This window comes from Solwaraspora sp. WMMB335, from assembly GCF_049179075.1.
GTDB lineage: Bacteria > Actinomycetota > Actinomycetes > Mycobacteriales > Micromonosporaceae > Micromonospora_E.
On sequence record NZ_JBMHMF010000001.1, the window covers coordinates 324,083 to 349,561 of the forward strand.

Consider the following 25,479-nt stretch of genomic DNA (forward strand, 5'->3'; position numbering starts at 1 on the left):
CGAACGTGGCCGTGCCGTCACGTCTCCAGCATGACACGCCGTACGGTCAGGGCCAGCGCGCCGCAGACGTGTCGCGTTGCCGGTCGGCGCTCAGGCCGGCGCGGCGGGCCCGCAGTCCCCACACCGTCACCCGCCAGAGCGCCTCGCGGACCACGGACGCGCTCATCTTGCTCGCCCCTTGCTCACGCTCGGCGAAGGTGATCGGCACCTCGACGATGCGGAAGCCCTCCCGGTACGCCCGCCAGGTGAGCTCGACCTGGAACGAGTAGCCCTGTGACGACACACCCGCGTAGTCGATCTTGTCGAGTACCGGAATCCGGTACACCCGATAACCGCCGGTCGCATCACGGACCGGCATCCCCAACGCCAACCGTGTGTACAGGTTCGCGCCCTGGGAGAGCACCCAACGCCGCCGCGGCCAGTTCAGCACCTCCCCACCAGGCACCCAGCGCGAGCCGATCACCACATCAGCGCGGCGCGCGGCGTCCAGCAGCAGTGGCAACTGCTCAGGGGCGTGCGAGCCGTCGGCGTCCATCTCCACCACCGCGTCGTAGCCGCGCTCACGGGCCCAACCGAAGCCTGCCACGTACGCCGCGCCCAGGCCCTGCTTGCCCGGCCGGTGCAACACATGCACCTGCTCGTCGGCACTGGCCAGATCATCGGCCAGCGCACCCGTACCGTCCGGTGAGTTGTCGTCGGCGATCAACACGTCGACCTGCGGCGCCGCCTCGCGCACCCGTCCGGTGATAGACCGCACGTTGTCCGCCTCGTTGTAGGTCGGGATCACCACCAGCACCCGACCGACACCCGGGTAGCCGTCCGGGCCGCCGCCCACCGCCGCCTCGCTCACCGTGCCTCCGCATCTTGGCCTACCGCCCGCCGCCGCCGCAGCCACAGCGCGACAGCCACGACAGCACCGGCGAAACCCACCAGCACCATCTCGGGCCAGATACCCAACTGAGTCGCAAGGGTACGCGTCGTCTCAGCGTCCATCTCACGCACCACGACCGCAGCGGTATTGAACTGCGTAGGCTGCGACACCCGCCCATTCTGATCGACGAAAGCCGATATGCCAACGGTTGAGGCCATCAACGCGTCCCGGCCGTGTTCCACCGCCCGGACCCGCACCATTGCCAACTGCTGCCCCGCCTCAGCGGAGTTGAACGTCGCATTGTTCGTCTGCACCGCCAACACCTGCGCACCGCCCGTGACGGTGTCACGCACCAAGCCGTCGTACGCCACCTCGAAACAGATCACACCGCTCACCAGCACCGGACCCACCCGCAGCACACCTGGACCGGAACCAGCCACGAAATCGGCCCGCACCCGGTCGACCTCCCTGCTCACCAGCCGCGCCACCCGCCGCAACGGCACGTACTCGGCGAACGGCACCGGATGCCGCTTGACGTACACCTGATCCGTGTCCGGGCCCGTGCCCGGACGCCACACCAGGCTCACATTCCGTACCTCGCCCGGCTGCGGCCCATGCAGCAACGCTCCCACCAGGATCGGTACCCCGACCGCCGCCGCCGCCTCGTCGATCCGCGCCCGCGCCTGCCCGTCACGCAACGGATCGACATCACTGGCGTTCTCCGGCCACACCACCAGATCCGGCGCGGCCACCTCGCCCGCCGCCACCTGCCGCGCCAACCGCAACGTACCCGCCACATGGTTGTCCAGCACAGCCCGCCGCTGCGCGTTGAAGTCCAACCCCATCCGCGGCACATTGCCCTGCACGATCGCCACCGTCACCCGCCGCGACGCCGCCGAGTCGCCCCCCGTCGGCACCACCACCCCCACGGCCAACAGCCCGGCCGCCGCCACCAACGACCGCCCCCACCGCCACCGCCGCCACACCGCCGCCGCCACCGCCCCACCGACAGCCGCCACCACGAACGTCACCAACGGCGCCCCACCGACAGCCGCCACCGCCAACGCCGGAGAATCCCCCTGACTGAACGCCAACCGCCCCCACGGAAACCCGCCGAACGGGGTCCGCCCCCGCAGCGCCTCCTGCCCCACCCACAACAACCCGGCCACCACCGGCCATACCACCGGCCGCGACCGGTCCACCACCGGCGACACAAACGCCGCCAACGCTCCCAGCAATGCCACATAGGCAGCCTGCAAACCGGACAGCAACACCCACGGCACATTGCCCGTATGCAGATTCGTCCAACTCAACAACGGGGCGAAGAACACCACACCGGCCACGAAACCCAACCCCGCCCCGGCCCGCATCCGACGCCGGTGCACCGCCACCGCCAACGCCGCCACCCCCACCGGCGCCAACCACCACCGGCCGTACGGCGGAAACGAACCCAACAACGCCAACCCGGCGAGCGCCGCGCTCACCAACGCCCACCCCAACGGCAGGGCACCCCCACCGCCGGCCGCCACTGGCCCCGACCGCACCGGCGCAACGGCCGCATCCACCATCGCCACGTCGAGTCCCACCCGCCGAGCCGCCACCGGGGCAGCCACCAATCTGTCCGACGAAGGCTACCGGCAACCTCCCACCGACAGCGAAAACCGGAGACAGCGGGCCCCGGGCCGACCCGCCGCCGGGGTGGCCCGGAAAGCGAAATCGGGGCGCGGCCGATCGGCCGCGCCCCGCGCTCCCAGGCCCCTCCCCCGCCGATGCGGCGAGACAACCCGCGCGATGACCTTCGGACCGACCAACCGGGAGCTGGCTGCCCCCGGCAGGCCGTTGTCTACTGGCCCCACACGACCGCCCACCCACATCGGAAGACGCGGCCGGTCCGCGCCGCCTCGCCGACCTTCGCCCACTGGACCTGGCCGAAGCGGACCACCCGTGGCGAACACGTGGCAACCGCACTGGCGACACATCCGTCGCTCGGCCAGCGGACAAAGAAACGAAGCGAACAACAGCCGCTTCAGCGTGGAAGGACTCAAAGACGGTACGCGGCCGACCCCCACCGCTGTCAACCCCGGCCGGGACCATCGAACCCGCCGACCGGCGTGTCCGCCGGCGTGTCCGCCGGCGTGTCCGAATCCCTCACCGCAGAACCAGCCCAACCCCCGCTCAGTCCGCACCTACCGCGGCGTCCAGCCCGGCCGCCACGAAAATCTCCCGCCCCCGCAACACCGTACGCAGACACCGCGGCAACGGCGTCGGATCCGCCGGACCACGCACCTGCGGATCGTCGGCCACCAGAACCGGCAAACCATCCCCCGACACCCCGGCCGGACACGCCCACACCGCGAACGTCGCAGACGCACCCGGCGCCAACACCCCCTCCTGTGACGTCCGCGCCACACCCGGCGCCAACGCCCGCCAACCACCCCGGGTATGCGCCGCGAAGGCCGACCGCACCCCCAACCGCGACGCAGGGTTGAAATGCGACACCGCCGCCCGCACCGCACCCCACGGATCCAGCGGCGTCACCGGCGAATCCGACCCGAACGCCAACGGCACCCCCACCCCGTGCAACGCCGCGAACGGATTCGACGCCAACGCTCGCGCCACCCCCAACCGGGCCGCGTACATCTGCCGCCGCCCACCCCACAACCGGTCGAACGCCGGCTGCACGCTCGCCACCACCCCGTACTCCACGAACGCACCGATCACCCGCCGGTCGACCAACTCCACGTGCTCCACCCGATGCCGACCCGCCCGCAGCCGATCCACCCCCACCCGCCGCGCCGCCACCGCGAACCCCTCCGCCACCGCCGCCACCGCCGCATCCCCGATCGCGTGGAACCCGCCCTGCATCCCTCGCTGCGCGCAATCCACCAGATGCGCCGCCACCTGCTCCGCGTCCAGAAACCGGCTCCCGCAGCCGGTGCCGTCGGCGTACGGCTGCGACACGAACGCCGTACGCGAACCCAACGCCCCGTCCGCGTACAGATCACCCCCAGCGGCAACCGCACCCAGCTCCCGCGCCCGCGCCGCCCCCATCAACTCACCCCAGTAACCGAACACCAGCGGCAATCCGTCCCCCGACAACCCCAGCACCCCGGTGAAATCCTCCTCCGACGACGTCTGCGGTCCCCCGCACTCATGCACCGCCGCGATGCCCAACCGGGCCGCCGCCGACAACGCCACCCGCTGCGCCGAACGTCGCTGCGCCGCGCCCAACGAGCCGAACGCCACCGCCCGTACCGCGTGGTGCCCCTCCTCGCACACCCAGCCAAGCACCCCGGCCGAGGCCCGCAGCGTCGGCGGTGCCGACGCCAGCAACGGCGCCGACACCAACGCCGAATGGATCGACGCCTGCGACAGGTACACCCGACGCCCCCCGGCGGCGGCTGCCAACTGGCCGGCGTCCGGCGGTACCGGCTGCGGCCACGTCGACTCGTCCCAGCCGTGCCCCAACACGACCGCGTCCGCCGGCAGACCAGCGGCGAACCCGGCGACCCGGTCCAGCAGTTCCCCGGCCGAACGTACCCCGGACAGTTCCAGACCGGACAGCGCCAGCCCCGTGTCCGTCGCATGCACGTGAGCGTCCACGAACGCCGGGGTCACCAACGCACCAGCCAGGTCAACCGACACATCCGCCACCGGCGCGTCGGCATCCGTCCCCACCCAGGCGATCTCGCCTGCGCGTACCAGCAACGCCGTCGCCGACGGCTCCGCCGGACAGTACAACCGGCCACCCCGGTACAACACCGACGGCAACCCGGCCATGGACTCCACACCAGTCGTCATGGCGTTCAGTCTGCCGTCAGTCACGAGGCGGACAACCCCCGTACCCCGGGCTCGGCGCCGGACAACTCCAGCGCCATCCCCGCACGCCCTGGTATGAATCCGTCGCCTGCACGAAAACACCCTCCACCATCTGACATGACAGGAAAACTTGCGGCAGAATGGTGGTTCTACAAGAAATTATCCAGTACGCAGTGCTCAGCAACCCTGGTCGCCGGTCACCGGTGACCGGCCCCGGAGGACCCCCGATGCCGCAACCCATCCCGGCGGACACCAACCCGGCCGTCGACGCACCCACACAGCCCTACGAATACCGCCGCCGGCCCCTCAGCGAGCCCGACTGGACCCGGTTCCCCGGCTGGCGGGACGTCACCCGGGCCCAATGGGAGTCCGCCCAGTGGCAACGGGCCCACTGCGTCAAGTCCGCCACGCAGCTGCGCACCGTACTCGGAGACCTGGCCGACGACGGCTTCTACACCGACCTGACCACCGACCAGGCCCGGCACGCCACGATGTCGATGCTGGTCACTCCCCAGATGATCAACACTATGGTGCCGGACGCGACACCCGACACCGACGGCCTGCGCGCCGACCCGATCCGGCGGTACATGCTGCCGCTTGCCTCCGACCGGCACCACGCCTGGCCGTCACACCCGTACGCCGTCCGCGACTCGCTCCACGAACACGACATGTGGGTCGCCGAAGGACTCACCCACCGGTACCCCACCAAAGTGCTGGCCGAGCTGCTCGCCACCTGCCCCCAGTACTGCGGCCACTGCACCCGGATGGACCTGGTCGGCAACTCGACACCCACCGTCGACAAGCTGCGGCTCGCCGGTCGGCCGACCGACCGCTTCGACGCCCACCTCGACTACCTGCGTGCCCACCCCGGCGTACGCGACGTCGTCGTCTCCGGCGGCGACGTGGCCAACCTGCCCTGGCGGCACCTGGAGAACTACCTCGAACGGCTGCTGGAGATCGACTCCGTCCGCGACGTCCGGCTCGCCACCAAGGCACTCATGGGCCTGCCCCAGCACTGGCTGCAACCCGACGTCGTCGCCGGCCTCGAACGAGTGGCCCGTACCGCCGCCCGCCGCGGCGTCAACCTGGCCATCCACACCCACGTCAACCACGCCCAGTCAGTCACCCCACTGGTCGCCCGGGCGGCCCAGACAGCCCTCGACGCAGGTGTACGCGACGTACGCAACCAAGGGGTACTCATGCGCGGCGTCAACACCGACGCCAACGCCCTACTGGATCTCTGCTTCGCCCTGCAGGGCGAAGCCGGCATCCTGCCCTACTACTTCTACCTGTGCGACATGATCCCCAACGCCGAGCACTGGCGGGTGCCGGTGTGGGCCGCGCAGCAGCTCCAGCACGACATCATGGGCTACCTGCCCGGATACGCCACCCCCCGCATCGTCTGCGACGTGCCCTTCGTCGGGAAACGCTGGGTGCACATGCCCACCGAGTACGACCGAGAACACGGCATCTCCTACTGGACGAAAAACTACCGCACCTCGCTGGACGGCAGCGAGGACACCGCGCTCGACCGCAGGTACGCCTACTACGACCCGATCGACACCCTGCCCGACAGCGGGCAGAAGTGGTGGCGCAAGCAACGGGGCGCCGCCGCCGTCGACTGAACCGCCACTGCGTCAGCCACCGACTGACGCAGCCGGTCGCAGACTGCCGCACTGTCGTCGGGGCCCCACCGCACGGTGGGGCCCCGACGACAGTTGGTTCGTCAGCTGTTGAACGCATCCTTCATGTTGCGTCCGGTGTCCTTGGCGTGCTCGCCGGCCTGCTTGGTACGGGCGCGGCCAGCCTCCTGCGCGCCCTCGGCGCGGAGCTGGTCGTTGTCGGTCGCCGCGCCGTACCGCTCCTTGGCCTGGCCCTTGATCTCCTCGGCCTTGTTGCGCGCCTTCTCGCTCATACCCATGGCGATCACTCCTTCTGGCTCGTTGCCGGGCGGGCGCTGTCAACCCCTGCGGGTTGGATGCCCGGTCGTCGAGACGGCAAACCATGGTGTCTTCGGGTGGGGTCGGATACTTCCGGTAATGCGTCCTAGGATGCTGGGATGTGTGGTTGAAGATCAGACCGGATATCGCCGATTCAGGACAGTTTCGGCTGCCGTGACTCGTACGGGGTGGACAGCACCACCGTCGTCCGGGTGGTGACGTTGGCCGCCGTACGGATGCTCTGCAGCAGACGCTCCAGATCGGCCGGGCTGGCCACGCGGACCAGCAGGAGGTAGAAATCCTCCCCCGCGACCGAATAGCAGGAGTCGATCTCGGCCAGGTGGGCCAGCCGGTCCGGGGCGTCGTCGGGCTGGGACGGATCCAGCGGCCGGATCGCCACGAACGCGCTCAGCGGCAGGCCGACCGCCTCGAACGAGACCCGGGCCGTGTAACCCTTCACGACGCCACGTTGCTCCAGTCGGCGCACCCGCTGGTGCACGGCGGACACCGACAACCCGACCCGCTCGGCCAAGTCGGTGTACGACACCCGGCCGTCACTGGTCAACGCCGCGACGATAGCCCGATCGGTCTCTTCCACGGCGAGAAACCTACCGCCGGGGACACGGTCGCCGCGACCGAGTGGTCACACCGACCGGTCACGAGCCCGGTCACCGGCATGGTCACGGGCCAGCGCGCGGGAGATCACCACCCGCTGGATCTGGTTCGTCCCCTCCACGATCTGCAGGACCTTGGCCTCCCGCAGGTACCGCTCCACCGGGTGGTCGGTCACGTACCCGTACCCGCCGAGCACCTGGACCGCGTCGACGGTGACCCGCATCGCCACATCGGTGGCGAACAACTTGGCCTTGGCCGCCTCCGTGGTGTATCGCCGGCCGGCGTCGCGCAGCCGGGCGGCGGCCAGCGTCATCGCCCGCGCCGCGGACACCTGGGTGGCCATGTCCGCCAGCAGGAAGCCCACTCCCTGCAGGTCGATGATCCGCTGGCCGAACTGGGTACGCTCCCGGGCGTAGCCGACCGCGTGGTCGAGCGCCGCCTGGGCCAGCCCGACCGCGCAGGCGGCGATCCCCAACCGCCCCGCCGACAGCGCAGACATGGCGATGCCGAACCCGGCACCGGCCGTGCCGACCAGCTGATCGGCGCTCACCCGGGCCGCGTCGAACACCACCTCGGCGACCGGTGACGAGCGTAGCCCCATGGTCCGCTCCGGTGGCTGCGGGTGGACGCCAGCGGTGCCCGCCGCGACCAGCAGACAGGAGATGCCCTTCGGGCCCGGTCCGCCGGTACGGCAGAACACGTTGTAGAAGTCCGCGACCGCGGCGTGGGTGATCCAGGCCTTGGTCCCGGACACCACGAACTCGTCGCCGTCGGCGACCGCCCGGGTGGTCAACGCGGCCGCGTCCGATCCGCCCGCCGGCTCGCTCAGGCAGTACGCGCCCAGCATCTCACCGCCGAGCATCTCCGGCAGCATCTTGCGCTGGCGGTCGCTGCCGTACTCGGCCACCGGGTAGCAGGACAGCGTGTGGACGCTGACCGCCTCGGCCACCGCCAACCACCGGCTGGCCAACACCTCCAGGACCTGCAGATACACCTCGTACGGCTGGCCACCACCGCCGTCGGCCTCGGCGAACGGCAGGCCCAGCAGCCCGGCGCGGCCGACCGTGCGCAGCACCTGCCGTGGGAACTCCCCACGGGCCTCGAACTGCGCCGCCCGGTCGGCAAGCTCACGGTCGGCGAGTTCGGTGGTCAGTTCGATCAGGTCGTATGCCTCGGGCGTGGGCAGGATTCGCTCGACGGTCATGGCTGGCGCGCTCCGTGGGTGGTGAGCGGACTGGGCGCCGGCGACGGTGGCCGCCAGCGGTGTCACCCGGACACAGCGCAAGCTTAACGTTCGTTTGGTACCGCTGGCGTCGGCGATATCGCCAACGCGGCGGCCACCGCCGCGCGGGTACGGACCACGTCGGTGAGCAGACCGGTGTGGTCGAACACCTGATCCACCGCACCGACCGGCGGCAGGCGGCCGATGGCCGGATCGGTGATCGCGCCGCGCAGCACGGCGGCGAACCGGCCCGCGTCGAGCACCAGGAACGGCCGGTCGAAGAACGGCCGAACCGACGGTTCGGCCGGTTCCGCCAGGCCGGTCCGGTTCGTCTGCGCCGCCAGCGACTCGTACGCCTGGCACAACTGGTGCTGGCGCTGCCGCCAGCCGGTCGCGGTGGCCGCCGCCGCCAACGCCGCGCGCAGCGGGGCGACCTGCGGCAGCCGCCCGAACGCCGTACCCAGCCACTTGCCGTACGGCGGATAGCGCCGGTGCAGCAGCAACGCCAACCGCATCAGGTCCCGCACCAGCCGGGCGGTGACGACCGCGCCGCCGATCTCGTCGCCGACCTCCCCGCAGCGGCCCACCAGCGGCTCCTCTCCACCGATCCGCGACCACTGCGCGGCCAGCACGTACCGCCAGACGTCGTCGGGGTACCAGGCCAGCCGGTCGCGCACCATCCGCAACACGCCGCCGGCGGTGGCCGCCGGTCGCGGCAGATCGTCGTGGAAGACGTCGCCACCGGTGAACTCGGCGAGACGCTGCGTAGGGGTCGCCAGCCAGTCCAGCCGGCCCACCCCGTGACGGGGATCGAACCCGAGCCGCTGACGGCACCAGGTTCCCAACTCGGCGACGGTCACGCCGTGCCGGGCACCGTCCGGGGCGGGCACGCCCAGGCTGCGGTACGCGTCCGGGGCGAACCGTGTCGGACAGCCCAGGAAGGTCGGCGGCAACGCCCGGTCCACGCACTCCAGCACCCGTACGGCCATCGCCCGGTCCGCGGTGTCCAGGAAGATCTGCACCCGGGGACCCCAGTCGTGGTCCCGGGAGCGTGGCGTGTCGAACCCGAACAGCTCCGAGCCGGTGTCCATCCGGGCCGCCGCGTACCGCAGCCGGGGAAACCCCGCGGCCAGCGCCGGTGCCACCACCTCACGGTGAAACCGTCGGCTCAGCTCCAGACCGGGCAGGAAGCTCATGACGGCAGACTGCCGCACCGCCTGATCACCCGGTGCGTCCCGACCCGATGTCACCGGCTTGTGCGAGGCTCAAGCACGTGACCCGACGACACCCCCTGCTGGCGATCGACGCTCCCAGCCTGTACTTCCGCGCCTACTTCGGGGTGCCCGAGTCGGCCGCGCGCACCCGCGACGGCGAGCCGGTCAACGCCGTACGCGGCTTCCTCGACATGCTCGCCACGCTGATCAGCCGACGCCGGCCCGACCGGGTGATCTGCGCGTTCGACCACGACTGGCGGCCGGCCTGGCGGGTCGCGCTGCTGCCGTCGTACAAGGCGCACCGGGTGGCACCCGCCGGCGGTGAGGTGGTGCCGGACACCCTCGCGCCGCAGGTGCCGGTGATCTGCCAGGTGCTGGCCGCGCTCGGCGTCCCGGCGGTCGGGGCCGACGGCTACGAGGCCGACGACGTGCTGGGCACCCTGGCCACCCACGAACCGGCGCCCGTCGAGGTGGTCTCCGGTGACCGGGATCTGTTCCAGTTGGTCGACGATGCCCGGGGCGTTCGGCTGCTCTATGTCGGCCAGGGCGTGGCCAAGCTGCAGGACTGCGACGAGGCGGCGGTCAGGGAGAAGTTCGGCGTGCCGGCGGCCGCGTACGCCGACTTCGCGGCGCTGCGTGGCGATCCCAGCGACGGGCTGCCCGGGGTGCCCGGGGTCGGGGCCAAGACCGCGGCGCGCCTGTTGGACCGCCACGGCGACCTCGCCGCGGTGGTCGCCGCGCTCGACGATCCGCAGGCCGGATTCGCTCCCGGGCTGCGCGCCAAGCTCGCCGCCGCCCGCGACTACCTGGCGGTCGCGCCGACCGTGGTCCGCGTGGCCCGCGACGTCACGCTGACCGCGCGGCCCGCCGGGTTGCCGGCGGCACCGGCCGACCCCCACCAGCTGATGGCACTCGCCGAGCGGTGGAACCTGGCCGGGCCGTGCCGTCGGGTGGTGGACGCGATGGCCGGGTCCGGTGGCGGTACCGCCACCGGTACCGGCTCAGGCGTTGAATCCGTTGAACCCGCCTGAGCCGCCCGACGACGTACCGCGGTCGCCACCGCCACCCGGTGTCGATCCGCTGCGCAGCGGGGTGAACCCGGTGGACCGCGCCGGTGCCGGCGCGGGCGCGGCGAGTCGCTCGGCGATCCGCGCGTCGAGGTAGGCCGCCGCCGCCCGGTCCTCCTCGGTGGGTGCCGACAGCACGGCATATACCAGGCCGATCACCACCAGCAGCACCGCGACACCGATCGGCACCAGCAGGGTCGCCGCGCTCGCCCCGCTCAGCGACCCGGTCGGCTCGTGCAGGTGGACCGACATCGCGGTCATTCCGGTGAAGTGCATGCCGTTGACCGCTACCCCCATCAGCAGCGCCGCTCCGGTCATCACCAGCGGCCGGCGCACGGTGACCGCCAGCCACAACGCCACCGTCGCCGCGACCACCGCGATGATCACCGACAGGGTCACCGGAACCGGGTCGTAGTCGATGTCCCCGTTGAGCCGCATCGCGGCCATGCCGGTGTAGTGCATCGCCGCGACGCCCAGGCCGGTGATCATCCCGCCGGTCAGGATCTTCACCAGTGACGGCCGGCCGATGCCGACGAGGAACAGGCCGATGCCGACCGAGACGATGGCGATCAACGCGCTGGCGGTGGTGACGGCGGTGTCATAGCGGATCTGCGTACCGACCACCCCGAAGCCGAGCATCGCCATGAAGTGCATGGTCCAGATCGCGGTGCCGCCGATGGCGAAGGCGGCGAGCACCAGCCACCACGTCCGCCGGCCCGGCGTGGGCGACTCCCGGACCCGTACCGCACAGATCAGTCCGAGGAAGGAACCCAGCACTGACAGTGCATAACTCAATGTCGGCGTGATGAATCCGTACTCGAAATGATGGATCTCTGCCATGTCCGCCCTTTCCGGCCCAACCTAGGTCGGTACGTCCCCGCCAACGATCGTGAGCAGGGAAAAGGGCGTTCGCAAGCGAACGAACGGTTGTTTCGACGAGCCGTGTCTACATCGTGATGTGGCGTCCGCTACACCGGTCGCCCACCATCACCTGACGTGATACCGCATCTACCGGACGGTCACCCCGCGACCTGATAGGCCAGCACGCCACGCTGCATCGCGGTCACCGCCTGCGCCGCCGCACGGGCCAGCTGCGGTGCGGCGCCCCGCGCCTGGGCGAGCTGGCCCAGCATGTCCGCCACCTGCCGGGCCCACCGGACGAAGTCGCCGGCCGGCATCTCGCCGTCCAACGCGTCGCCGCTGGCCAGCACCTTCGCCAGCGGCTCACCCCGGACCCAGCGGTAGATCGGCCACACGAAGCCCAGGTCCGGCTCCCGGGTCGATTCCAGGCCGGCCGCCGCCTCGTCGGCCTCCAGTTGCGCCCAGATCGCGACGGTCGCGTCGACCGCATCGGCGACCGGCCCGCGCGGTGTCGCGGCCCGCTCGTCGACGTCGCGGCGCGCCTCGTACACCACCACCGAGACCGCGGCGGCCAACTCCGCCGGCTCCAATCCGTCCCAGACCCCTCGCCGCAGGCACTCGGCGACCAGCAGGTCGGCCTCGGTCCAGATGCGGGACAGCAGCCGGCCCGCGTCGGTGACCGTACCGTCCCCGGTCAGGTAGCCGCGCGCGGTGAGCAGCGCGCAGACCCGGTCGAAGGTACGGGTCAGCGAGCCGGTACGGCCGGCGACCCGGGAGCGCAACTCGTCGGTGTCGCGGCTCAACCGTCGCCGCCGCTCCGCCCATCTGGCGTGCTCCTCGCGGTCCGGACAGCCGTGGCAGGGATGCCGACGCAGCTCGGCCCGCAACTGCCCGATCCGGTCGTCCTCGCCGTGGCCGCGCACCCGGGAGCGTTTGCGGCTGCCGTGCCGGTCCAGCCCGGTGCCGGCCACGGCAGCGGCCAGGTCACGACGCGCCGCCGGCGACCGGTGATTGAAGTGCTTCGGCACCCGGATCCTGGTGAGCACCTCGGCCGGCTGGGTGAAGTCCCCGGCCGCCACCCGGCCGGCCCACCGGTCCTGGGTGAGCACCAGTGGACGTGGCTCACCGAACCCTGCCGAACCGGGGTCCAGCACCACGGCGAGCCCGGCCCGGCGGCCTGAGGGCACCCGGATGACGTCACCGACCCGCAGACGTTCCAGCGAGTCCACCGCGGCGGCCCGACGCTGGTGCTGCCCCTGGCGGGCGACCTCCCGCTCCCGGTCGGCGATCGCCACCCGCAGGCCGAAGTACTCGTCGAAGTCGCCCAGATGGCAGCGCACCTCGACGGCGTACGCCTGCATGGTCTCGGTGTTGCGCTGCACCTGCCGGGCCAGGCCGACCACCGAACGGTCGGCCTGGAACTGAGCGAACGACGACTCCAGCAACTCGCGGGCGGCGGCCGATCCCACCGTGCCGACCAGGTTGACCGCCATGTTGTACGACGGGCGGAAGCTGGACCGCAGCGGATAGGTGCGGGTGGACGCCAACCCGGCCACGTGCCGTGGGTCGACATCCGGCGACCACACCACCACCGCGTGGCCCTCGACGTCGATACCGCGCCGCCCGGCCCGGCCGGTCAGCTGGGTGTACTCCCCCGGGGTCAGGTCGACGTGGGCTTCGCCGTTGAACTTGACCAGCCGTTCCAGCACCACGCAGCGGGCCGGCATGTTGATCCCCAGCGCGAGGGTCTCGGTGGCGAACACCGCCTTGATCAGCCCACGGACGAACAGGTCCTCCACGACCTCCTTGAACGCCGGCAGCATCCCCGCGTGGTGTGCCGCCAGCCCTCGTTCCAGTCCGTCGAGCCACCCCCAGTAGCCGAGCACCGACAGGTCCTCACCGGGCAGGCTGGCCAGCCGTGACTCCACCACCCGGCGGATCTCGGCCCGCTCCTCGGGGGTGGTCAGCCGCAACCCGGCGGCCAGGCACTGGGCGACCGCCGCGTCGCAACCGGCCCGGCTGAACACGAACACGATCGCCGGCAGCAGGCCTTCCCGGTCGAGCCGCTCGACGACGTCGGCCCGGGCCGGCGGACGCCAGCGCGGGCCGCGACCGCCGGAGCGGCCCCAGCCCGGTCCGTGGGTACGGCCGTCGCCCAGCTCCAGCCGGCGCAGCATCTCGCGGTTGTAGCGCAGCAGTTCCGGGTGCACGTCATGCTTGCGGGCCGCGTCCGCGTCGTGGAACAGGTCGAACATCCGCCGCCCGAGAAGCATGTGCTGCCACAGCGGCACCGGGCGGTGCTCGCTGACCACCACCTCGGTCCGGCCACGTACGGTGACCAGCCAGTCGGCGAACTCTTCGGCGTTGGACACGGTCGCGGACAGCGACACCAGGGTGACCGACGGAGGTAGATGGATGATCACCTCCTCCCAGACCGCGCCGCGGAACCGGTCGGCCAGGTAGTGCACCTCGTCCATCACCACATAGGCGAGCCCGTTCAGGGTCGCCGAGCCGGCGTAGAGCATGTTGCGCAGCACCTCGGTGGTCATCACCACCACCGGCGCGTCCCCGTTGATCGCGTTGTCACCGGTCAACAGCCCCACCCGGCCGGCACCGTAGCGCTGCACCAGATCGTGGTACTTCTGGTTGGACAGTGCCTTGATCGGCGTGGTGTAGAAACACTTGCGTACCGGGCCGGCGTCGGCGGCCAGGGCACCACCGTCGGCAGGGACACCCGGGCCACGCAGCGCCAGATGCACCGCGAACTCGCCGACCACCGTCTTGCCCGCCCCGGTCGGCGCGCAGACCAGCACCCCACTGCCGCGCTCCAACGCCTGGCAGGCGTCGCGCTGGAACTCGTCAAGGTCGAAATTGAGATCGAGGGTGAACTCCCCGAGCGCGGGATAGGCGGCGGCGTACGCGGCCCGGCGGCGCGCTGCGGCGTACCGCTCGGCGGGGCTCGACATACCCGCAAGATTAATCCCCGACGGCTGCCACCGTCCCGGCCAGGGCACACGCCGGACCGCCACGGAGGGCTCGATAGGGTGCATGCGTGCCGGAGCATCCCGAACCACCCCTGCCCGACGTGCCTTCCGGACCTGCGCACGCCGGCTCCGACCGGTCGCGCCGCCGGCCCGTGGAGGCCGTCCTGTTCGACTTTCACGGCACTCTCGCCCAGGTGGAGGACCCGATCCGGTGGGTCGTCCAGGGTGCCGCAGCCTGCGGCGTCGCCCTGGACCGGGGGCGGGCGACCATCCTCGCCGACCGACTGCTGACCGCCGGTCGCGCGGGCGGCCCACTGCCCACGCGGGTGCCGCCGCACCTGGCCGAGGTCTGGGCCGACCGTGACCTGTACCCACCGGCGCACCGGGCGGCGTACACCGGGTTGGCGGCCACCGTCGACAGCGGGGTGGACGGGCTGGCCGAAGCGCTCTACGAACGGCTGCTCGACCCGGACGGCTGGCTGCCGTACGCCGACACCGCCGCCACGCTGCGCCGGCTGCGCTCGGCCGGGGTACCGGTCGCCGTGGTCAGCAACATCGGTTTCGACATCCGGCCGCACTTCGCCGCCTGGGGCTTCACCGATCTGGTCGACGCCTGGGCGTTGTCGTACGAAGTCGGCCGCTGCAAGCCGGACCCGGCGATCTTCCTGCGTGCCTGCGGCATGTTGCGGGTCGACCCGCAACGGGTGTTGATGGTCGGCGACACCCCGGCCGACGCGGGAGCGGTCCGGGCCGGTTGCGCCACGCTGGTGCTGCCGGCGGCGGATCCCGGGCGGGCCAACGGTCTCGCCGCCGTGCTCGACCTGGCCGCCGGACAACCGCCCGGCTGAGACACCCGGGCACCGCCCGGCGTCAACGCAGCAGGCGCAGCGCCCCCGGTACGGCGGTCACCGTCAGCGGCAGCGGACCGAGCCGCTCACCGTCGGCGTACCCGATGATCCCGGTCCTTCGGCCGGGTGCGGCGACGGTGTCGATGACGACCTCGCGGGCCCGGTAGGTACGCACCATCGGATGGTGTACGTGACTGCCCCGGTACACCCGCGGTTTCATCCGGATCAGGGTGCCGCGCCCGATTGGGCCGACCACCACCACGTCCAGCAGGCCGTCGGTGGGATCGGCGGCCGGACAGATCCGCATCCCGCCGCCGTAACTGGCGCAGTTGCCGACGGCGACCAGTACGGCGTCGACGTCGTAGCGGTCGCCGTCGAGCCCGATGTGGTAACGGTGGGGACGTAACCGGGCCAGCTCGATCAGGATGGCCAGGTCGTAGCGGCGTGGCCCGGACGGCCACCGCAGCCGGTTCGCCCGCTCGTTGACGATCGCGTCGAATCCGGCGGCCAGCACCGCGCCGAACCACCGGTGGGCACCGGTCGGTGTACGCACCCGGGCCAGGTCGACCGGCCGGCTGCGGTGATCCCGCAGGGCCTGCGCGATCACCCGGGTTGCAGCGATCGGATCGGCCGGCAAGCCGGTCCCGGCGGCGAAGTCGTTGCCGGTACCCGCAGGAATCGGTCCCAGCGGGATACCGGTGCCGGCCAGTGCCTGCAGCGCCAGCTGGACGGTGCCGTCACCGCCGACGGTGACCAGGGCGGCGGCACCGGCCGCGGCTGCGCGGCGGCAGGCGGCCAGCGCCTCGTCGGCACTGGCCGCGGTGAGCAGACGCACCGGTAGCCCGGTCGTCGCCAGCAGGTCCCGGACCGTGGGCAGCACACCGATACGCCGGCCGTGCCCGGCGGTAGGGTTGGCCAGCACCGCCACGGCGCCGGCCAGATCGGCGCCCGGACCGGCGGAGCCGGTCACGTCATGTCGTCGTAGCGACGCTCGATCGGCAGCGGCTGCGGCACCGGCTGGGCGGGCACGATCGGGTCGACCGCGTCCACCTGCTCGACCGCCCCGACCGGCTGCGGGTCGTCGTCCAGCGGCGACGCCTCGTCGTCGTCGAGCCCCGCGTAGACCTCCTTGCCCCGGCCGCGGCGCCGGTCGTTGAGGTAGGCCACCCCGACCGCGGCGAAGTACAGCGCGGACAGGCACAACGCGAGGGCGCTCATCCCGAACGGATCCGGGGTCGGGGTGACCAGGGCGGCGAACGCGAAGAAGATGAACACCGCCACCCGCCACCAGCTGAGCAGCCGTTTCGCGCTGGTGATGCCGACGAAGTTGAGCATCAGCACGACGAGCGGGAACTCGAAGGCGACCCCGAACAGCAGGATCAGGTTGGTGACGAAGGAGATGTACCGGGTGACCTCGAGCGTGGTGTTGATGTCGTCGCCGGCGAAGTTCATCAGGAACTCGAGGCCCTTTTGCACCACGAAGTACGCCAGCACCGCACCGGCGGCGAACAGTGGTGCGGCGATCGCCGTGAAGATGTAGGCGTAGCGGCGTTCGTGCCGGTGCAGTCCCGGCGCGATGAACGCCCAGAGCTGGTACAGCCAGACCGGCGCGGCGGCGATCAGCCCGACCCACAGCGCGATCTTCAGGTTGAGCAGGAAGACGTCGGCCGGACCGAGCTGCACGAAGGTGCACTGACCGTCCGGGCCGATCGACGTCGGCAGGTTGCAGTACGGCTGCTGCAGCAGGGCACGCACCGGATCGGCCAGCCAGAAACCCAGTGTGATCCCGGCCACGACCGCCAGGGACGCCCGGAACAACCGGGTCCGCAGTTCGCGGAAATGCTCGATCAGGGTCATCGAGCCGTCGGCGGCACGGTCGAACTTGCTCGGACCGCGCCGGCGCAGGGCGAAGCCCACGTCAGGCGACCTTCCGGGTCAGTTGGTGTCGCGGACGCGCTGCGGCTGGTCGGCCGGCGCGGCCGGCGGCTGGTAGCCGGGCTGGTGCACGCTCGACGGCTCGATGACCGGCTCCGCCTGGTACGGCTGACGGCCGTGCTGGGCGTCGGCCTTCTCGGCGAGGTCCTTGTCGTCGTCGGCGAGGCTCTTGGTCTCGGCCTTGATGATCCGCAGGGAGCGGCCCAACGACCGCGCCGCGTCCGGCAGCCGCTTGGCGCCGAAGAGCAGGATCAGCACGACCACGAGGACGGCGATGTGCCACGGTCGCAGGGCATGCATGGCATAGCTCCAGTCGGTGCGTCGGGTGGTGACCTGCCCATCGTACGTGCGTTCGCTGGCTGCGCCACCTGCCGGACCTCGTCATTCTGGCCTGGCCGGTGAAGTCTCAACCACGATCAACTGGCCCGTCAACCACTGGGCCCCAGCAGCGGATGCCCGCCACGGCGCCTTGGCCGAACAGACCAGGCCGATGCTGGCCGGCAAGTCAGCCGGACCGGTCCGCTCGGGCCACGGTCAGGCTCCGTTCCAACCGCTCCACGCCGGCTTGCAGCCGCTGCGCCTGGACGACCAGCCGGTCCGCCTCGACCTGCCGGCGGTGCAGGGCCAGCACCGCCCGACGCAGCGCCGGCAGCCGCACCAGCACCGTACGGACCGCCAGGGCGAGCGCCGCCAGCGCGGACAACAGGACAGCGATGATGATCCAGGTCAGCACCAGAGCAGACTAGCCGGCCCCGGACCGGTCCGCCGGTGACGCGGCACCCGGCGGCACGGCGTACGCCTGCAGGGCGGCGGCCGCCGCCGCGTGGACCTGGCCGACCAGTTCGGCCGGGGCGACCACGGCGGCGTCCGCGCCGAGGCCGAGCACGAACCGGCGGGCCCAGGCCAGGTCGGTGACCCGCATGGTCACCAGCCAGTCGCCGGTCGGTTCCGTGCTGACCTGCTCACACGGGTAGTACTCGGTGATCCACCGGCCCCCGCGTCCCACCCGCAAGGTGACCAGCGGCAGGTCCGGGGTGGCTTGGAAGGCGGCGTCGCGGGGTTCCGGCCGCGCCGCCTGCGCCGGTACCGCGGCCGGCTCGTCGAGAACGACGAAGTCGTCGATCCGGTCGGCCCGGAACAGTCGGACCGCCTCGGCCCGCCGGCACCAGGCCTCCAGATAGCCACGGCCGCCGATCATCAACACCTGGATCGGATCGACCACCCGCTCGGTGGTCTCGTCGCGGGTCGCGGTGTAGTAGGTGATCCGCGCCGCCCGCCCGCCACGCACCGCCGTCTGCAGCTGATCCAGTCGTCCCGCGTCGCCGACGAGCCGCACCGCCACCGGTGCGCCCGCGAGCTCACCGGCGGCGTTTTCGATCTTCGCCAGGGCACGCTCGACCACGTCCCGGCGGGCCAGCCCGGGTGTCTCGGCGAGCATCCGCAACGCCACCACCAACGCCAGTGCCTCGTCCGGGGTGAGGCGCAGCGGTCGGTTGATACCCGCGTCGTAGGTGATCGTGACCCGGTCGCCGTCGAACGCCATGTCGATCAGATCGCCCGGCCCATAGCCAGGCAGCCCGCACATCCACAGCAGCTCAAGATCCTCGCGCAACTGGCGGGGGGCGGTGCCGAGGTCCGCGGCCACCTGCGCGATCTCCACCCCGGGCCGGGCGAGCAGGTACGGCACCAGGTTGAGCAACCGGGACAGCCGGTCGGCGGAGGTGCGTCCGGTGGATGCTCGGGGGACGGTCACGCTTGCACCCCCGGCGACACCGCCTCATGGGCGGCGGCGATCTCCTTGAGCCGCTGGATCACCAGTTCGCGCAGTTCCGGCGGGTCCAGCACGCGCACGTCGGAACCGTAGCCGGCCAGGTACGCGGCGAACGCGTCGGGTTCGGCGTAGCGCAACGTGAGCCGGTCGCCGTCGACGGTGGCGTGGCAGGACTCGGCGGTCCGGCGCAACCCGGCGGCTCGGCCCGCCCGGGCCAGGACCGTGGCCTGGCCGGTCGGCTCGCTCACGCCGGAGCCCGTGGCGACGTGACTGAACAGGTCGACGTCCGCCGGTGGCGCGTAGCTGCCGGGCCGCCCGGCGCGCCGGACCGGGCCGACCACCCGCGAGAGCCGGAAGCAGCGGGTCGCCTGCCGGTCCTGGTCGTGCCCGACGACGTACCACCGGCCACGCCAGCAGACCACACCCCAGGGCTGCAGCCGGCGCTGGACCGGCGTGTCGCTGGCCGGCGCGCGGTAGTCGAAGGTCACCGGCCGTCGCTCGCGGGCCGCCGAGGTCAGCGCCGCGAACGCCGGGTCGACGGTGACCAGCGGTTGTACCCCGAGGGTCGCGTGCGGATCGACGTCGACGCCGGCCGCGCGCAGCTTGGCCAGGCCGGACGAGGCGGCGGCGGCGAGCCCGGCGTGCTGCCAGAGCCGGGCGGCGATACCGACCGCGGCGGCTTCGGCCGGCTCCAGCGGGATGTCGGGCAGCGCGTACTCGCGCCGCGCGATCCGGTAACCGGGCTCGCTGTCGAACGCGCTGGCGGTACCGGTTTCCAGCGGTACGCCGAGTTCGCGCAGTTCAGCCTTGTCACGCTCGAACTTGCGCTGAAAGGCTTCGTGGTCGCGGGGATCACTGGGATCGTGTTCGTATCCGGGTACGGTCGCGGCGATCTGCGCGGCGGTGAGGAACCGCCGCGTCGACAGCAGGCAGATCACGAGATTGACCAGGCGTTCGGTCCGGTTGCGGGACACGCCACGACGCTAGCAGTGTCGCGCCGCGCCGGTGTGACACGGCACCCGCCCTGGCGTCGCCGCGCCGACGCCGACCCGCCCGTTGCCGACCCGCCGACGCCGGATAGCGTGCCGGCATGGTGCGATGGCGCAGCGGTACGGTCACCGCACTGCGGCGGCGCTGGAACGGCGCCGTCGAGTTGGACACCGTCGTCGACGGCCAGCCGATGCGGGCGCTGGCCTATCCGCACCTGGTCGGTGAGCCCGAACCCGGTGACCGGGTGCTGCTGAACGTGACGGCGCTGCTGATGGGTCTGGGGACCGGTGGATTCGCCCTGGTGGTGGCGATACCCGACCGGCTGCCGGCGGACCCGCCCGGTGGGCACGGCCGCGACGGCGGCCACCTGGTGAAAGCCCGGTACACCCCGTTGCAGGCGGTCGTGCTCGGCGTCGACGAGGAGGCCTCGCCGCACCGACCGGTGCTGGCCGACGCCGACGACCTGGCCGGGATGCCGGTGGTCACCGCCGACCTGCACTCCGCCCTGCCGGCGATCGTGGCCGGCGCGCTCGCCGACCGGCCACGGCTGCGGATCGCGTACGTCATGACCGATGGCGGCGCCCTGCCGGCGGGCTTCTCCCGGACACTGGCCGGCCTGTCCGGCGTCCTGGCCGGCACGGTCACCGTCGGGCAGTGCTTCGGCGGCGATCTGGAGGCGACCACCACGCACACCGGTCTGCTGGCCGCCCGGCACGTGCTCGGGGCCGATCTGGTCGTCGTCACGCAGGGTCCGGGCAACTCGGGGGCCGGCACCCGGTGGGGTTTCTCCGGTGTCGGAGTCGGCGAGGCGGTCAACGCGACCGCGGTGCTCGGCGGCCGCGCCGTCGGGGCGTTGCGCGTCTCCGCGGCCGATCCCCGAGCACGCCACCAGGGTCTGTCCCACCACAGCGTGACCGCGTACGGTCGGGTCGCACTCGCCGCCGCGGACCTGGTCGTACCGCACGGCCTGCCGGCCGGCCTGGCCGCGGACGTCGACGCGGCGCTGGCCCCGCTGACCATGCCGGACGGACACCACCGCCGGGTGACGGTGCCGGTCGACGGTCTCGACGCGGCGCTGCGGGCGAGCCCGGTGCCGCTGTCCAGCATGGGCCGCGACCTGGACGCCGACCACACGTACTTTCTCACCAACGCCGCCGCCGGACGACACGGCGCCGCGCTGGCCGGGTAGCCACGCGAGCGGTCGGACGGACGCCCCGACGGCGTCGGTCGCCACGACGCCGTCGGGGCGCCGTCGCGACCGGCGCCGTCAGCTGATGACGATCAAGAACGCCCAGGCCGCGATGATGAGGCCGAGGGCGAGCGCCAGCACCCAGGTGGGGACGGTGTACTCGCCCCGGCGGTTGCGGGCGATCTCGGCCGCGATCTTGTCCCGGCGCCGCTGCAGCCAGGTCTGCTGGCGCGGGAACGGGCTCCACGGCGGCCCGTCGGCGGCCTGCGCCGGTGCGCCGGGCCGGGCCACCGGCGGGTGCCGCGGGCCGGTGGGTGGGTCGACGTCCGCCCCGGCGGGCAGCGGCCCGGTAGGGTGCGGCTCGCGACCGGTCGAGTCAGCCATGATGCCGTCGAGCCTACCGTCACATGCTCGCGATCAGCCGTTCCACCCGCTCGTCGTAGGCCCGGAACGGGTCCTTGCACAGCACGGTGCGCTGGGCCTGGTCGTTGAGCTTGAGGTGCACCCAGTCGACGGTGAAGTCGCGTCGCTTCTCCTGCGCGTGCCGGATGAACTCGCCACGCAACCGGGCCCGGGTGGTCTGCGGCGGAGTCTCCTTGGCTTCGAAGATCTCCAGGTCGGTGGCGATCCGGTCCACCTGGCCACGGCGCTCCATCAACGCGTACAGGCCCCGGCCCCGGCGCAGGTCGTGATAGGCGAGATCCATCTGCGCGATCCGGGGATGCGACAGCGGCAGGTCGTGCTTGCGTTGATAGCGCTCGATCAGCCGGAGCTTGGTCACCCAGTCGATCTCCCTGGCCACCGGCTCCAGGTCGCCGGTCTCCACGGCACGCAACACCCGGCCCCACAGCTCGACCACCCGCTTCGCGGTCTGGTCACCGCCGCGGCGCTCGACGAACTCGGTGGCCCGGGCGAGGTACTCCTGCTGGATCTCCAGCGCGCTGATCTCCTTGTTCGAGGCGAGCCGGATCTTGCGTCGGCCGGTGATGTCGTGCGACACCTCGCGGATCGCCCGGATCGGGTTCTCCAGCGACAGGTCCCGCATCACCACCCCGGCCTCGATCATCCGCAGCACGATGTCGGCGGAGCCGACCTTCAGCAGGGTGGTCACCTCGTTCATGTTCGAATCGCCGACGATGACGTGCAGCCGCCGGTAGCGTTCGGCGTCGGCGTGCGGCTCGTCGCGGGTGTTGATGATCGGCCGGGACCGGGTGGTCGCCGACGAGACCCCTTCCCAGATGTGCTCCGCCCGCTGCGACAGGCAGTAGACCGCGCCCCGCGGGGTCTGCAGCACCTTGCCCGCCCCGCAGATCAGCTGGCGGGTGACCAGGAACGGGATCAGCACGTCGGCCAGCCGGCCGAACTCGCCGTGCCGGGAGACGAGGTAGTTCTCGTGGCAGCCGTACGAGTTGCCGGCCGAGTCGGTGTTGTTCTTGAACAGGTAGATCTCCCCCGCGATGCCCTCGTCGTGCAGTCGCTTCTCGGCGTCGACGAGCAGGCCCTCCAGGATGCGTTCGCCGGCCCGGTCGTGCGCCACCAGGTCGGTCACCGAGTCGCACTCGGGGGTGGCGTACTCGGGGTGCGAGCCGACGTCGAGGTAGAGCCGCGCGCCGTTACGCAGAAAGACGTTGCTGGACCGCCCCCAGGAGACAACCCGGCGGAACAGGTAGCGCGCCACCTCGTCCGGCGACAGCCGTCGCTGGCCGCGGTAGGTGCAGGTGACACCGTACTCGGTTTCGAGCCCGAAGATTCGCCGTTCCATGACCAGACATTAGCCGCCCGGAGGCCTCCGTGGTCAGTCTCGGGCGACCTGTCGTGCCCGGGATCCGTTCATCCGACCGGCTCGCCCGACGGTTCGGCTGGGCGGATCCCGGCGGGCGTCAGTCCAGCGGGGGGTAGGGCGATTCGCCGGCGTCGAGCCGGTCGACGAACTCCCGGCATTGCCGGTAGTCCGGCAACAGCCCGTCGGCCCGGGCCTGGGCCAGGGTGGGCGCGGCGTCGTCGCGGGCCGACAGCTGCGGCGTCGGCACCGGCCACTCGACGCCGATCTCGGGATCGAGCGGATGCACGCCGTGTTCGGCGGTCGGATTGTACGTCGTCGAGCAGAGGTAGGCCAGCGTCGCATCGTCGGTCATCGCGCAGAAGCCGTGACCGAGCCCTTCGCTGAGGTAGACCGCCCGTCGGTCGACGTCATCGAGGCGGACCGACGCCCATCGGCCGAAGGTCGGCGAGTGCAGCCGCAGGTCCACGACCACGTCGACGACCGCCCCGCGCACACACGTCACGTACTTGGCCTGACCGGGCGGTACGTCCGCGAAGTGGATGCCGCGGACCACACCACGGGCCGACACCGACAGATTGCTCTGTGCCAGGCGCAACGGATGGCCGACCGCTGCGGCGAGCTGGTCGAAGCGGTACCACTCCATGAACATCCCACGCGGATCACCGTGCTGCTGTGGAGTGATCTCCCACGCGCCCGCGATCTCCAATTCCCGGATCTTCATCGGGCCCCCTCCCCGAGGACGACACTGGTCAGCCGGCTGTCCTGCTGCTCGGCGAGCAGACCCAGCAGGTAGTCTCCGTAGCCGCTCTTGGTCAACGGCTCAGCGAGCCTGCGCAACTGCTCATCGTCGATCAGACCGGCCCGCCAGGCGACCTCCTCGACACAGCCGATCTTCATCCCCTGCCGTTCCTCGATCACCCGGACGAAGTCCGCCGCCTGCATCATCGAGGCGAAGGTGCCGGTATCCAGCCAGGCGGTCCCTCGGTCCAGCACCGTCACCGACAGCTCTCCCGCCTGACGGTACGCCTCGTTGACCGCGGTGATCTCCAATTCGCCGCGAGCGCTCGGCGTGAGTCCGGCGGCGATCTCGACCACCCGGTTGTCGTAGAAGTAGAGTCCGGGCACCGCGTACCGCGAGCGGGGACGCGACGGCTTCTCCTCGATGGACAGCACCCGACCGTCGGCGTCGAAATCGACGACACCATAGGCCTGTGGGTTCGCCACGGGATAGGCGAAGATGAGTCCACCGACGAGCCCGCCGTGGTTGGACAACTGCCGGCCCAGCCCGACGCCGTGGAAAATGTTGTCCCCGAGGATCAACGCCACCGGCTGATCGCCGATGAAGTCGGCGCCCAGCACGAATGCCTGTGCGATGCCTTCGGGCCGTGGCTGTGCGCGGTAGGCCAACCGTAACCCCAACTGTGATCCGTCACCGAGCAGCCGTTCGAACTGCGGCTGATCCTCCGGCGTGGTGATGACCAGGATTTCCCGGATGCCCGACATAATCAGGGTGGACAGCGGGTAATACACCATTGGTTTGTCGAAAATCGGCATCAGCTGCTTCGACACCGCCCGGGTGATCGGCCAGAGCCGGGATCCGGTGCCCCCGGCGAGAAGAATTCCACGCACGCCGGGAGCCTACCGGTCGCGGCCGCGCGGCGGTCACCGACGGGCGTCCCTGGAGGAGACGTTCGTGGGGTTCGGCACCATCGTCCGACACCGGCTGGGCCGGTTGGAAATTCCAGCTGCCGAGTTGTACCGGGCGTTGTTCATCAGCCTCGATCGACTCGGCCGCCAGATCGCCGGTCTGAGCGATCCCAAGCGAATTCTGGAGATCGGCTGCGGCGACGGGGCATTGGCCCAACGGCTGACCACGGTCTACCCGGCAGCCGAGTACCTCGGCATCGATCCGGCACCCACCGCCGGCCGGCTCTACCGGGGCGACCCGGCCCGGGCGCAGTTTCGCTGTCAGGACACCGCAGCGCTGGTCGCGCAGCAGCCGGACCCGTTCGACCTGGTGGTCGTCGTCGACGTGCTGCACCATGTTCGTGCCACCGAGCGTCCGGCGCTGCTGCGGCACGCGGCGGGCCTGACGGCGGTCGACGGCCTGTTGCTGGTCAAGGAGTGGGCCCGGGACCGGCCGGTGGCCGGCCGGCTGGCGTACTGGGCCGACCGCTACGTCACCGGGGACCGCGAGGTGGATTTCCTGACCGAGGCCCAGCTACTCGCCCTGCTGCACGAACAACTGCCGCAATTCGGCGTCACCAGGCACCGGCCTGTGCCGCCGTGGCGGGAGAACATCCTGTTCACCTTGGGGCGGACAACCGACAGTCCGGCATCGGCCGGTCCGCCGGTCGCGTAGACTCTGCC

At 71.5% G+C, this 25,479-nt stretch carries 24 protein-coding genes; 5 read left to right on the plus strand and 19 right to left on the minus strand.

What is annotated here, in order from left to right; all coding sequences use genetic code 11:
- Positions 1–46: 46 nt before the first annotated feature.
- The 3 genes from ACN27F_RS01420 to ACN27F_RS01430 all read right to left on the minus strand — a co-directional run bounded on the left by ACN27F_RS01420 (position 47) and on the right by ACN27F_RS01430 (position 4,672).
- The gene (locus tag ACN27F_RS01420; protein WP_421430726.1) at positions 47–850 is read right to left on the minus strand and encodes a polyprenol monophosphomannose synthase; all 804 of its coding nucleotides are present in this window, start codon (positions 848–850) and stop codon (positions 47–49) included.
- Positions 847–2,439 carry an apolipoprotein N-acyltransferase gene (lnt, locus tag ACN27F_RS01425; protein WP_421439896.1) on the minus strand — a complete coding sequence of 531 codons (1,593 nt, stop codon included), beginning with the start codon at positions 2,437–2,439 and terminating at the stop codon, positions 847–849. Before lnt ends, ACN27F_RS01420 begins: the two co-directional genes overlap by 4 nt.
- A gap of 607 nt (positions 2,440–3,046) precedes the next feature.
- Positions 3,047–4,672, minus strand: a complete 1,626-nt coding sequence (locus ACN27F_RS01430; RefSeq protein ID WP_421430727.1) for an amidohydrolase — start codon at positions 4,670–4,672, stop codon at positions 3,047–3,049.
- 245 nt (positions 4,673–4,917) lie between these two features.
- Here ACN27F_RS01430 and ACN27F_RS01435 point away from each other — a divergent pair, with 245 nt between their 5' ends.
- Positions 4,918–6,315: a KamA family radical SAM protein gene (locus tag ACN27F_RS01435; RefSeq protein ID WP_421430728.1), complete on the plus strand. Its 1,398-nt coding sequence runs from the start codon at positions 4,918–4,920 to the stop codon at positions 6,313–6,315.
- A gap of 101 nt (positions 6,316–6,416) precedes the next feature.
- On the opposite strand, the gene ACN27F_RS01440 is transcribed toward ACN27F_RS01435, so the two are convergent.
- The 4 genes from ACN27F_RS01440 to ACN27F_RS01455 all read right to left on the minus strand — a co-directional run bounded on the left by ACN27F_RS01440 (position 6,417) and on the right by ACN27F_RS01455 (position 9,663).
- Positions 6,417–6,611: a CsbD family protein gene (locus ACN27F_RS01440; protein WP_421430729.1), complete on the minus strand. Its 195-nt coding sequence runs from the start codon at positions 6,609–6,611 to the stop codon at positions 6,417–6,419.
- Positions 6,612–6,784: 173 nt separating this feature from the next.
- Positions 6,785–7,228 carry an Lrp/AsnC family transcriptional regulator gene (locus ACN27F_RS01445; RefSeq protein ID WP_421430730.1) on the minus strand — a complete coding sequence of 148 codons (444 nt, stop codon included), beginning with the start codon at positions 7,226–7,228 and terminating at the stop codon, positions 6,785–6,787.
- Positions 7,229–7,273: 45 nt separating this feature from the next.
- On the minus strand, positions 7,274–8,449 hold the full coding sequence (locus tag ACN27F_RS01450; RefSeq protein WP_421430731.1) for an acyl-CoA dehydrogenase family protein: 1,176 nt from the start codon (positions 8,447–8,449) through the stop codon (positions 7,274–7,276).
- 83 nt (positions 8,450–8,532) lie between these two features.
- A complete protein-coding gene (locus ACN27F_RS01455) occupies positions 8,533–9,663 on the minus strand; it encodes a DUF4037 domain-containing protein (RefSeq protein WP_421430732.1) in 1,131 nt (376 codons plus the stop codon).
- Between the two features lie 47 nt (positions 9,664–9,710).
- On the opposite strand from ACN27F_RS01455, the gene ACN27F_RS01460 reads away from it, so the two are divergent.
- A complete protein-coding gene (locus ACN27F_RS01460; protein ID WP_421439898.1) occupies positions 9,711–10,712 on the plus strand; it encodes a 5'-3' exonuclease in 1,002 nt (333 codons plus the stop codon).
- Here the strand turns inward: ACN27F_RS01460 and ACN27F_RS01465 are convergent.
- Together ACN27F_RS01465 and ACN27F_RS01470 are read right to left on the minus strand one after the other, a co-directional pair.
- The gene (locus ACN27F_RS01465) at positions 10,683–11,588 is read right to left on the minus strand and encodes an MHYT domain-containing protein (protein ID WP_421430733.1); all 906 of its coding nucleotides are present in this window, start codon (positions 11,586–11,588) and stop codon (positions 10,683–10,685) included. The genes ACN27F_RS01460 and ACN27F_RS01465 overlap by 30 nt on opposite strands.
- A 179-nt stretch (positions 11,589–11,767) precedes the next feature.
- On the minus strand, positions 11,768–14,575 hold the full coding sequence (locus ACN27F_RS01470) for a DEAD/DEAH box helicase (protein WP_421430734.1): 2,808 nt from the start codon (positions 14,573–14,575) through the stop codon (positions 11,768–11,770).
- A 110-nt stretch (positions 14,576–14,685) separates the two neighbouring features.
- Here ACN27F_RS01470 and ACN27F_RS01475 point away from each other — a divergent pair, with 110 nt between their 5' ends.
- Positions 14,686–15,441, plus strand: coding sequence for an HAD family hydrolase (locus tag ACN27F_RS01475; protein WP_421439900.1), 756 nt, complete (start codon positions 14,686–14,688; stop codon positions 15,439–15,441).
- Between the two features lie 22 nt (positions 15,442–15,463).
- Here the strand turns inward: ACN27F_RS01475 and ACN27F_RS01480 are convergent, their stop codons facing one another.
- The 6 genes from ACN27F_RS01480 to ACN27F_RS01505 form a co-directional block, all read right to left on the minus strand.
- Complete coding sequence (locus tag ACN27F_RS01480; protein ID WP_421430735.1) at positions 15,464–16,411, minus strand: diacylglycerol kinase family protein; 948 nt, start codon at positions 16,409–16,411, stop codon at positions 15,464–15,466.
- Entirely contained in the window at positions 16,408–17,358 is a 951-nt protein-coding gene (tatC, locus tag ACN27F_RS01485; protein ID WP_421430736.1) for a twin-arginine translocase subunit TatC, read from the minus strand. The genes ACN27F_RS01480 and tatC overlap by 4 nt, the downstream gene beginning before the upstream one ends.
- 18 nt (positions 17,359–17,376) lie before the next feature.
- A complete protein-coding gene (gene tatA / locus ACN27F_RS01490) occupies positions 17,377–17,676 on the minus strand; it encodes a Sec-independent protein translocase subunit TatA (protein ID WP_421430737.1) in 300 nt (99 codons plus the stop codon).
- A gap of 205 nt (positions 17,677–17,881) precedes the next feature.
- Entirely contained in the window at positions 17,882–18,109 is a 228-nt protein-coding gene (locus tag ACN27F_RS01495; protein ID WP_421430738.1) for a hypothetical protein, read from the minus strand.
- Positions 18,110–18,118: 9 nt separating this feature from the next.
- Positions 18,119–19,129 (minus strand): helix-turn-helix transcriptional regulator, encoded by a 1,011-nt coding sequence (locus ACN27F_RS01500; protein WP_421430739.1) that lies wholly within the window; start codon positions 19,127–19,129, stop codon positions 18,119–18,121.
- Entirely contained in the window at positions 19,126–20,121 is a 996-nt protein-coding gene (locus ACN27F_RS01505) for a helix-turn-helix transcriptional regulator (RefSeq protein ID WP_421430740.1), read from the minus strand. Before ACN27F_RS01505 ends, ACN27F_RS01500 begins: the two co-directional genes overlap by 4 nt.
- A gap of 116 nt (positions 20,122–20,237) precedes the next feature.
- Here ACN27F_RS01505 and ACN27F_RS01510 point away from each other — a divergent pair, with 116 nt between their 5' ends.
- Positions 20,238–21,326 carry a DUF3866 family protein gene (locus ACN27F_RS01510; protein ID WP_421430741.1) on the plus strand — a complete coding sequence of 363 codons (1,089 nt, stop codon included), beginning with the start codon at positions 20,238–20,240 and terminating at the stop codon, positions 21,324–21,326.
- 78 nt (positions 21,327–21,404) lie between these two features.
- On the opposite strand, the gene ACN27F_RS01515 is transcribed toward ACN27F_RS01510, so the two are convergent.
- The 4 genes from ACN27F_RS01515 to rfbA all read right to left on the minus strand — a co-directional run bounded on the left by ACN27F_RS01515 (position 21,405) and on the right by rfbA (position 24,738).
- Positions 21,405–21,710, minus strand: coding sequence for a hypothetical protein (locus ACN27F_RS01515; RefSeq protein WP_421440605.1), 306 nt, complete (start codon positions 21,708–21,710; stop codon positions 21,405–21,407).
- 19 nt (positions 21,711–21,729) lie between these two features.
- A complete protein-coding gene (gene pafA, locus ACN27F_RS01520) occupies positions 21,730–23,088 on the minus strand; it encodes a Pup--protein ligase (protein ID WP_421430742.1) in 1,359 nt (452 codons plus the stop codon).
- Between the two features lie 118 nt (positions 23,089–23,206).
- Positions 23,207–23,830: a dTDP-4-dehydrorhamnose 3,5-epimerase gene (gene rfbC / locus ACN27F_RS01525; protein WP_421430743.1), complete on the minus strand. Its 624-nt coding sequence runs from the start codon at positions 23,828–23,830 to the stop codon at positions 23,207–23,209.
- On the minus strand, positions 23,827–24,738 hold the full coding sequence (rfbA, locus tag ACN27F_RS01530; RefSeq protein WP_421430744.1) for a glucose-1-phosphate thymidylyltransferase RfbA: 912 nt from the start codon (positions 24,736–24,738) through the stop codon (positions 23,827–23,829). Before rfbA ends, rfbC begins: the two co-directional genes overlap by 4 nt.
- A 64-nt stretch (positions 24,739–24,802) precedes the next feature.
- On the opposite strand from rfbA, the gene ACN27F_RS01535 reads away from it, so the two are divergent.
- On the plus strand, positions 24,803–25,471 hold the full coding sequence (locus ACN27F_RS01535) for a methyltransferase domain-containing protein (RefSeq protein WP_421430745.1): 669 nt from the start codon (positions 24,803–24,805) through the stop codon (positions 25,469–25,471).
- The last annotated feature ends 8 nt before the right edge of the window (positions 25,472–25,479 follow it).

Coding starts and splice junctions, on each gene's coding strand:
- ACN27F_RS01435 (WP_421430728.1), top strand. CDS start 4,918: ATGCCGCAACCCATCCCGGCGGACACCAACCCGGCCGTCGACGCACCC.
- ACN27F_RS01470 (WP_421430734.1), bottom strand. CDS start 14,575: ATGTCGAGCCCCGCCGAGCGGTACGCCGCAGCGCGCCGCCGGGCCGCG.
- ACN27F_RS01455 (WP_421430732.1), bottom strand. CDS start 9,663: ATGAGCTTCCTGCCCGGTCTGGAGCTGAGCCGACGGTTTCACCGTGAG.
- pafA (WP_421430742.1), bottom strand. CDS start 23,088: ATGGAACGGCGAATCTTCGGGCTCGAAACCGAGTACGGTGTCACCTGC.
- rfbC (WP_421430743.1), bottom strand. CDS start 23,830: ATGAAGATCCGGGAATTGGAGATCGCGGGCGCGTGGGAGATCACTCCA.
- tatA (WP_421430737.1), bottom strand. CDS start 17,676: ATGCATGCCCTGCGACCGTGGCACATCGCCGTCCTCGTGGTCGTGCTG.
- ACN27F_RS01440 (WP_421430729.1), bottom strand. CDS start 6,611: ATGGGTATGAGCGAGAAGGCGCGCAACAAGGCCGAGGAGATCAAGGGC.
- ACN27F_RS01510 (WP_421430741.1), top strand. CDS start 20,238: ATGGTGCGATGGCGCAGCGGTACGGTCACCGCACTGCGGCGGCGCTGG.
- lnt (WP_421439896.1), bottom strand. CDS start 2,439: ATGGTGGATGCGGCCGTTGCGCCGGTGCGGTCGGGGCCAGTGGCGGCC.
- ACN27F_RS01430 (WP_421430727.1), bottom strand. CDS start 4,672: ATGACGACTGGTGTGGAGTCCATGGCCGGGTTGCCGTCGGTGTTGTAC.
- ACN27F_RS01450 (WP_421430731.1), bottom strand. CDS start 8,449: ATGACCGTCGAGCGAATCCTGCCCACGCCCGAGGCATACGACCTGATC.
- ACN27F_RS01460 (WP_421439898.1), top strand. CDS start 9,711: ATGTCACCGGCTTGTGCGAGGCTCAAGCACGTGACCCGACGACACCCC.
- ACN27F_RS01465 (WP_421430733.1), bottom strand. CDS start 11,588: ATGGCAGAGATCCATCATTTCGAGTACGGATTCATCACGCCGACATTG.
- ACN27F_RS01515 (WP_421440605.1), bottom strand. CDS start 21,710: ATGGCTGACTCGACCGGTCGCGAGCCGCACCCTACCGGGCCGCTGCCC.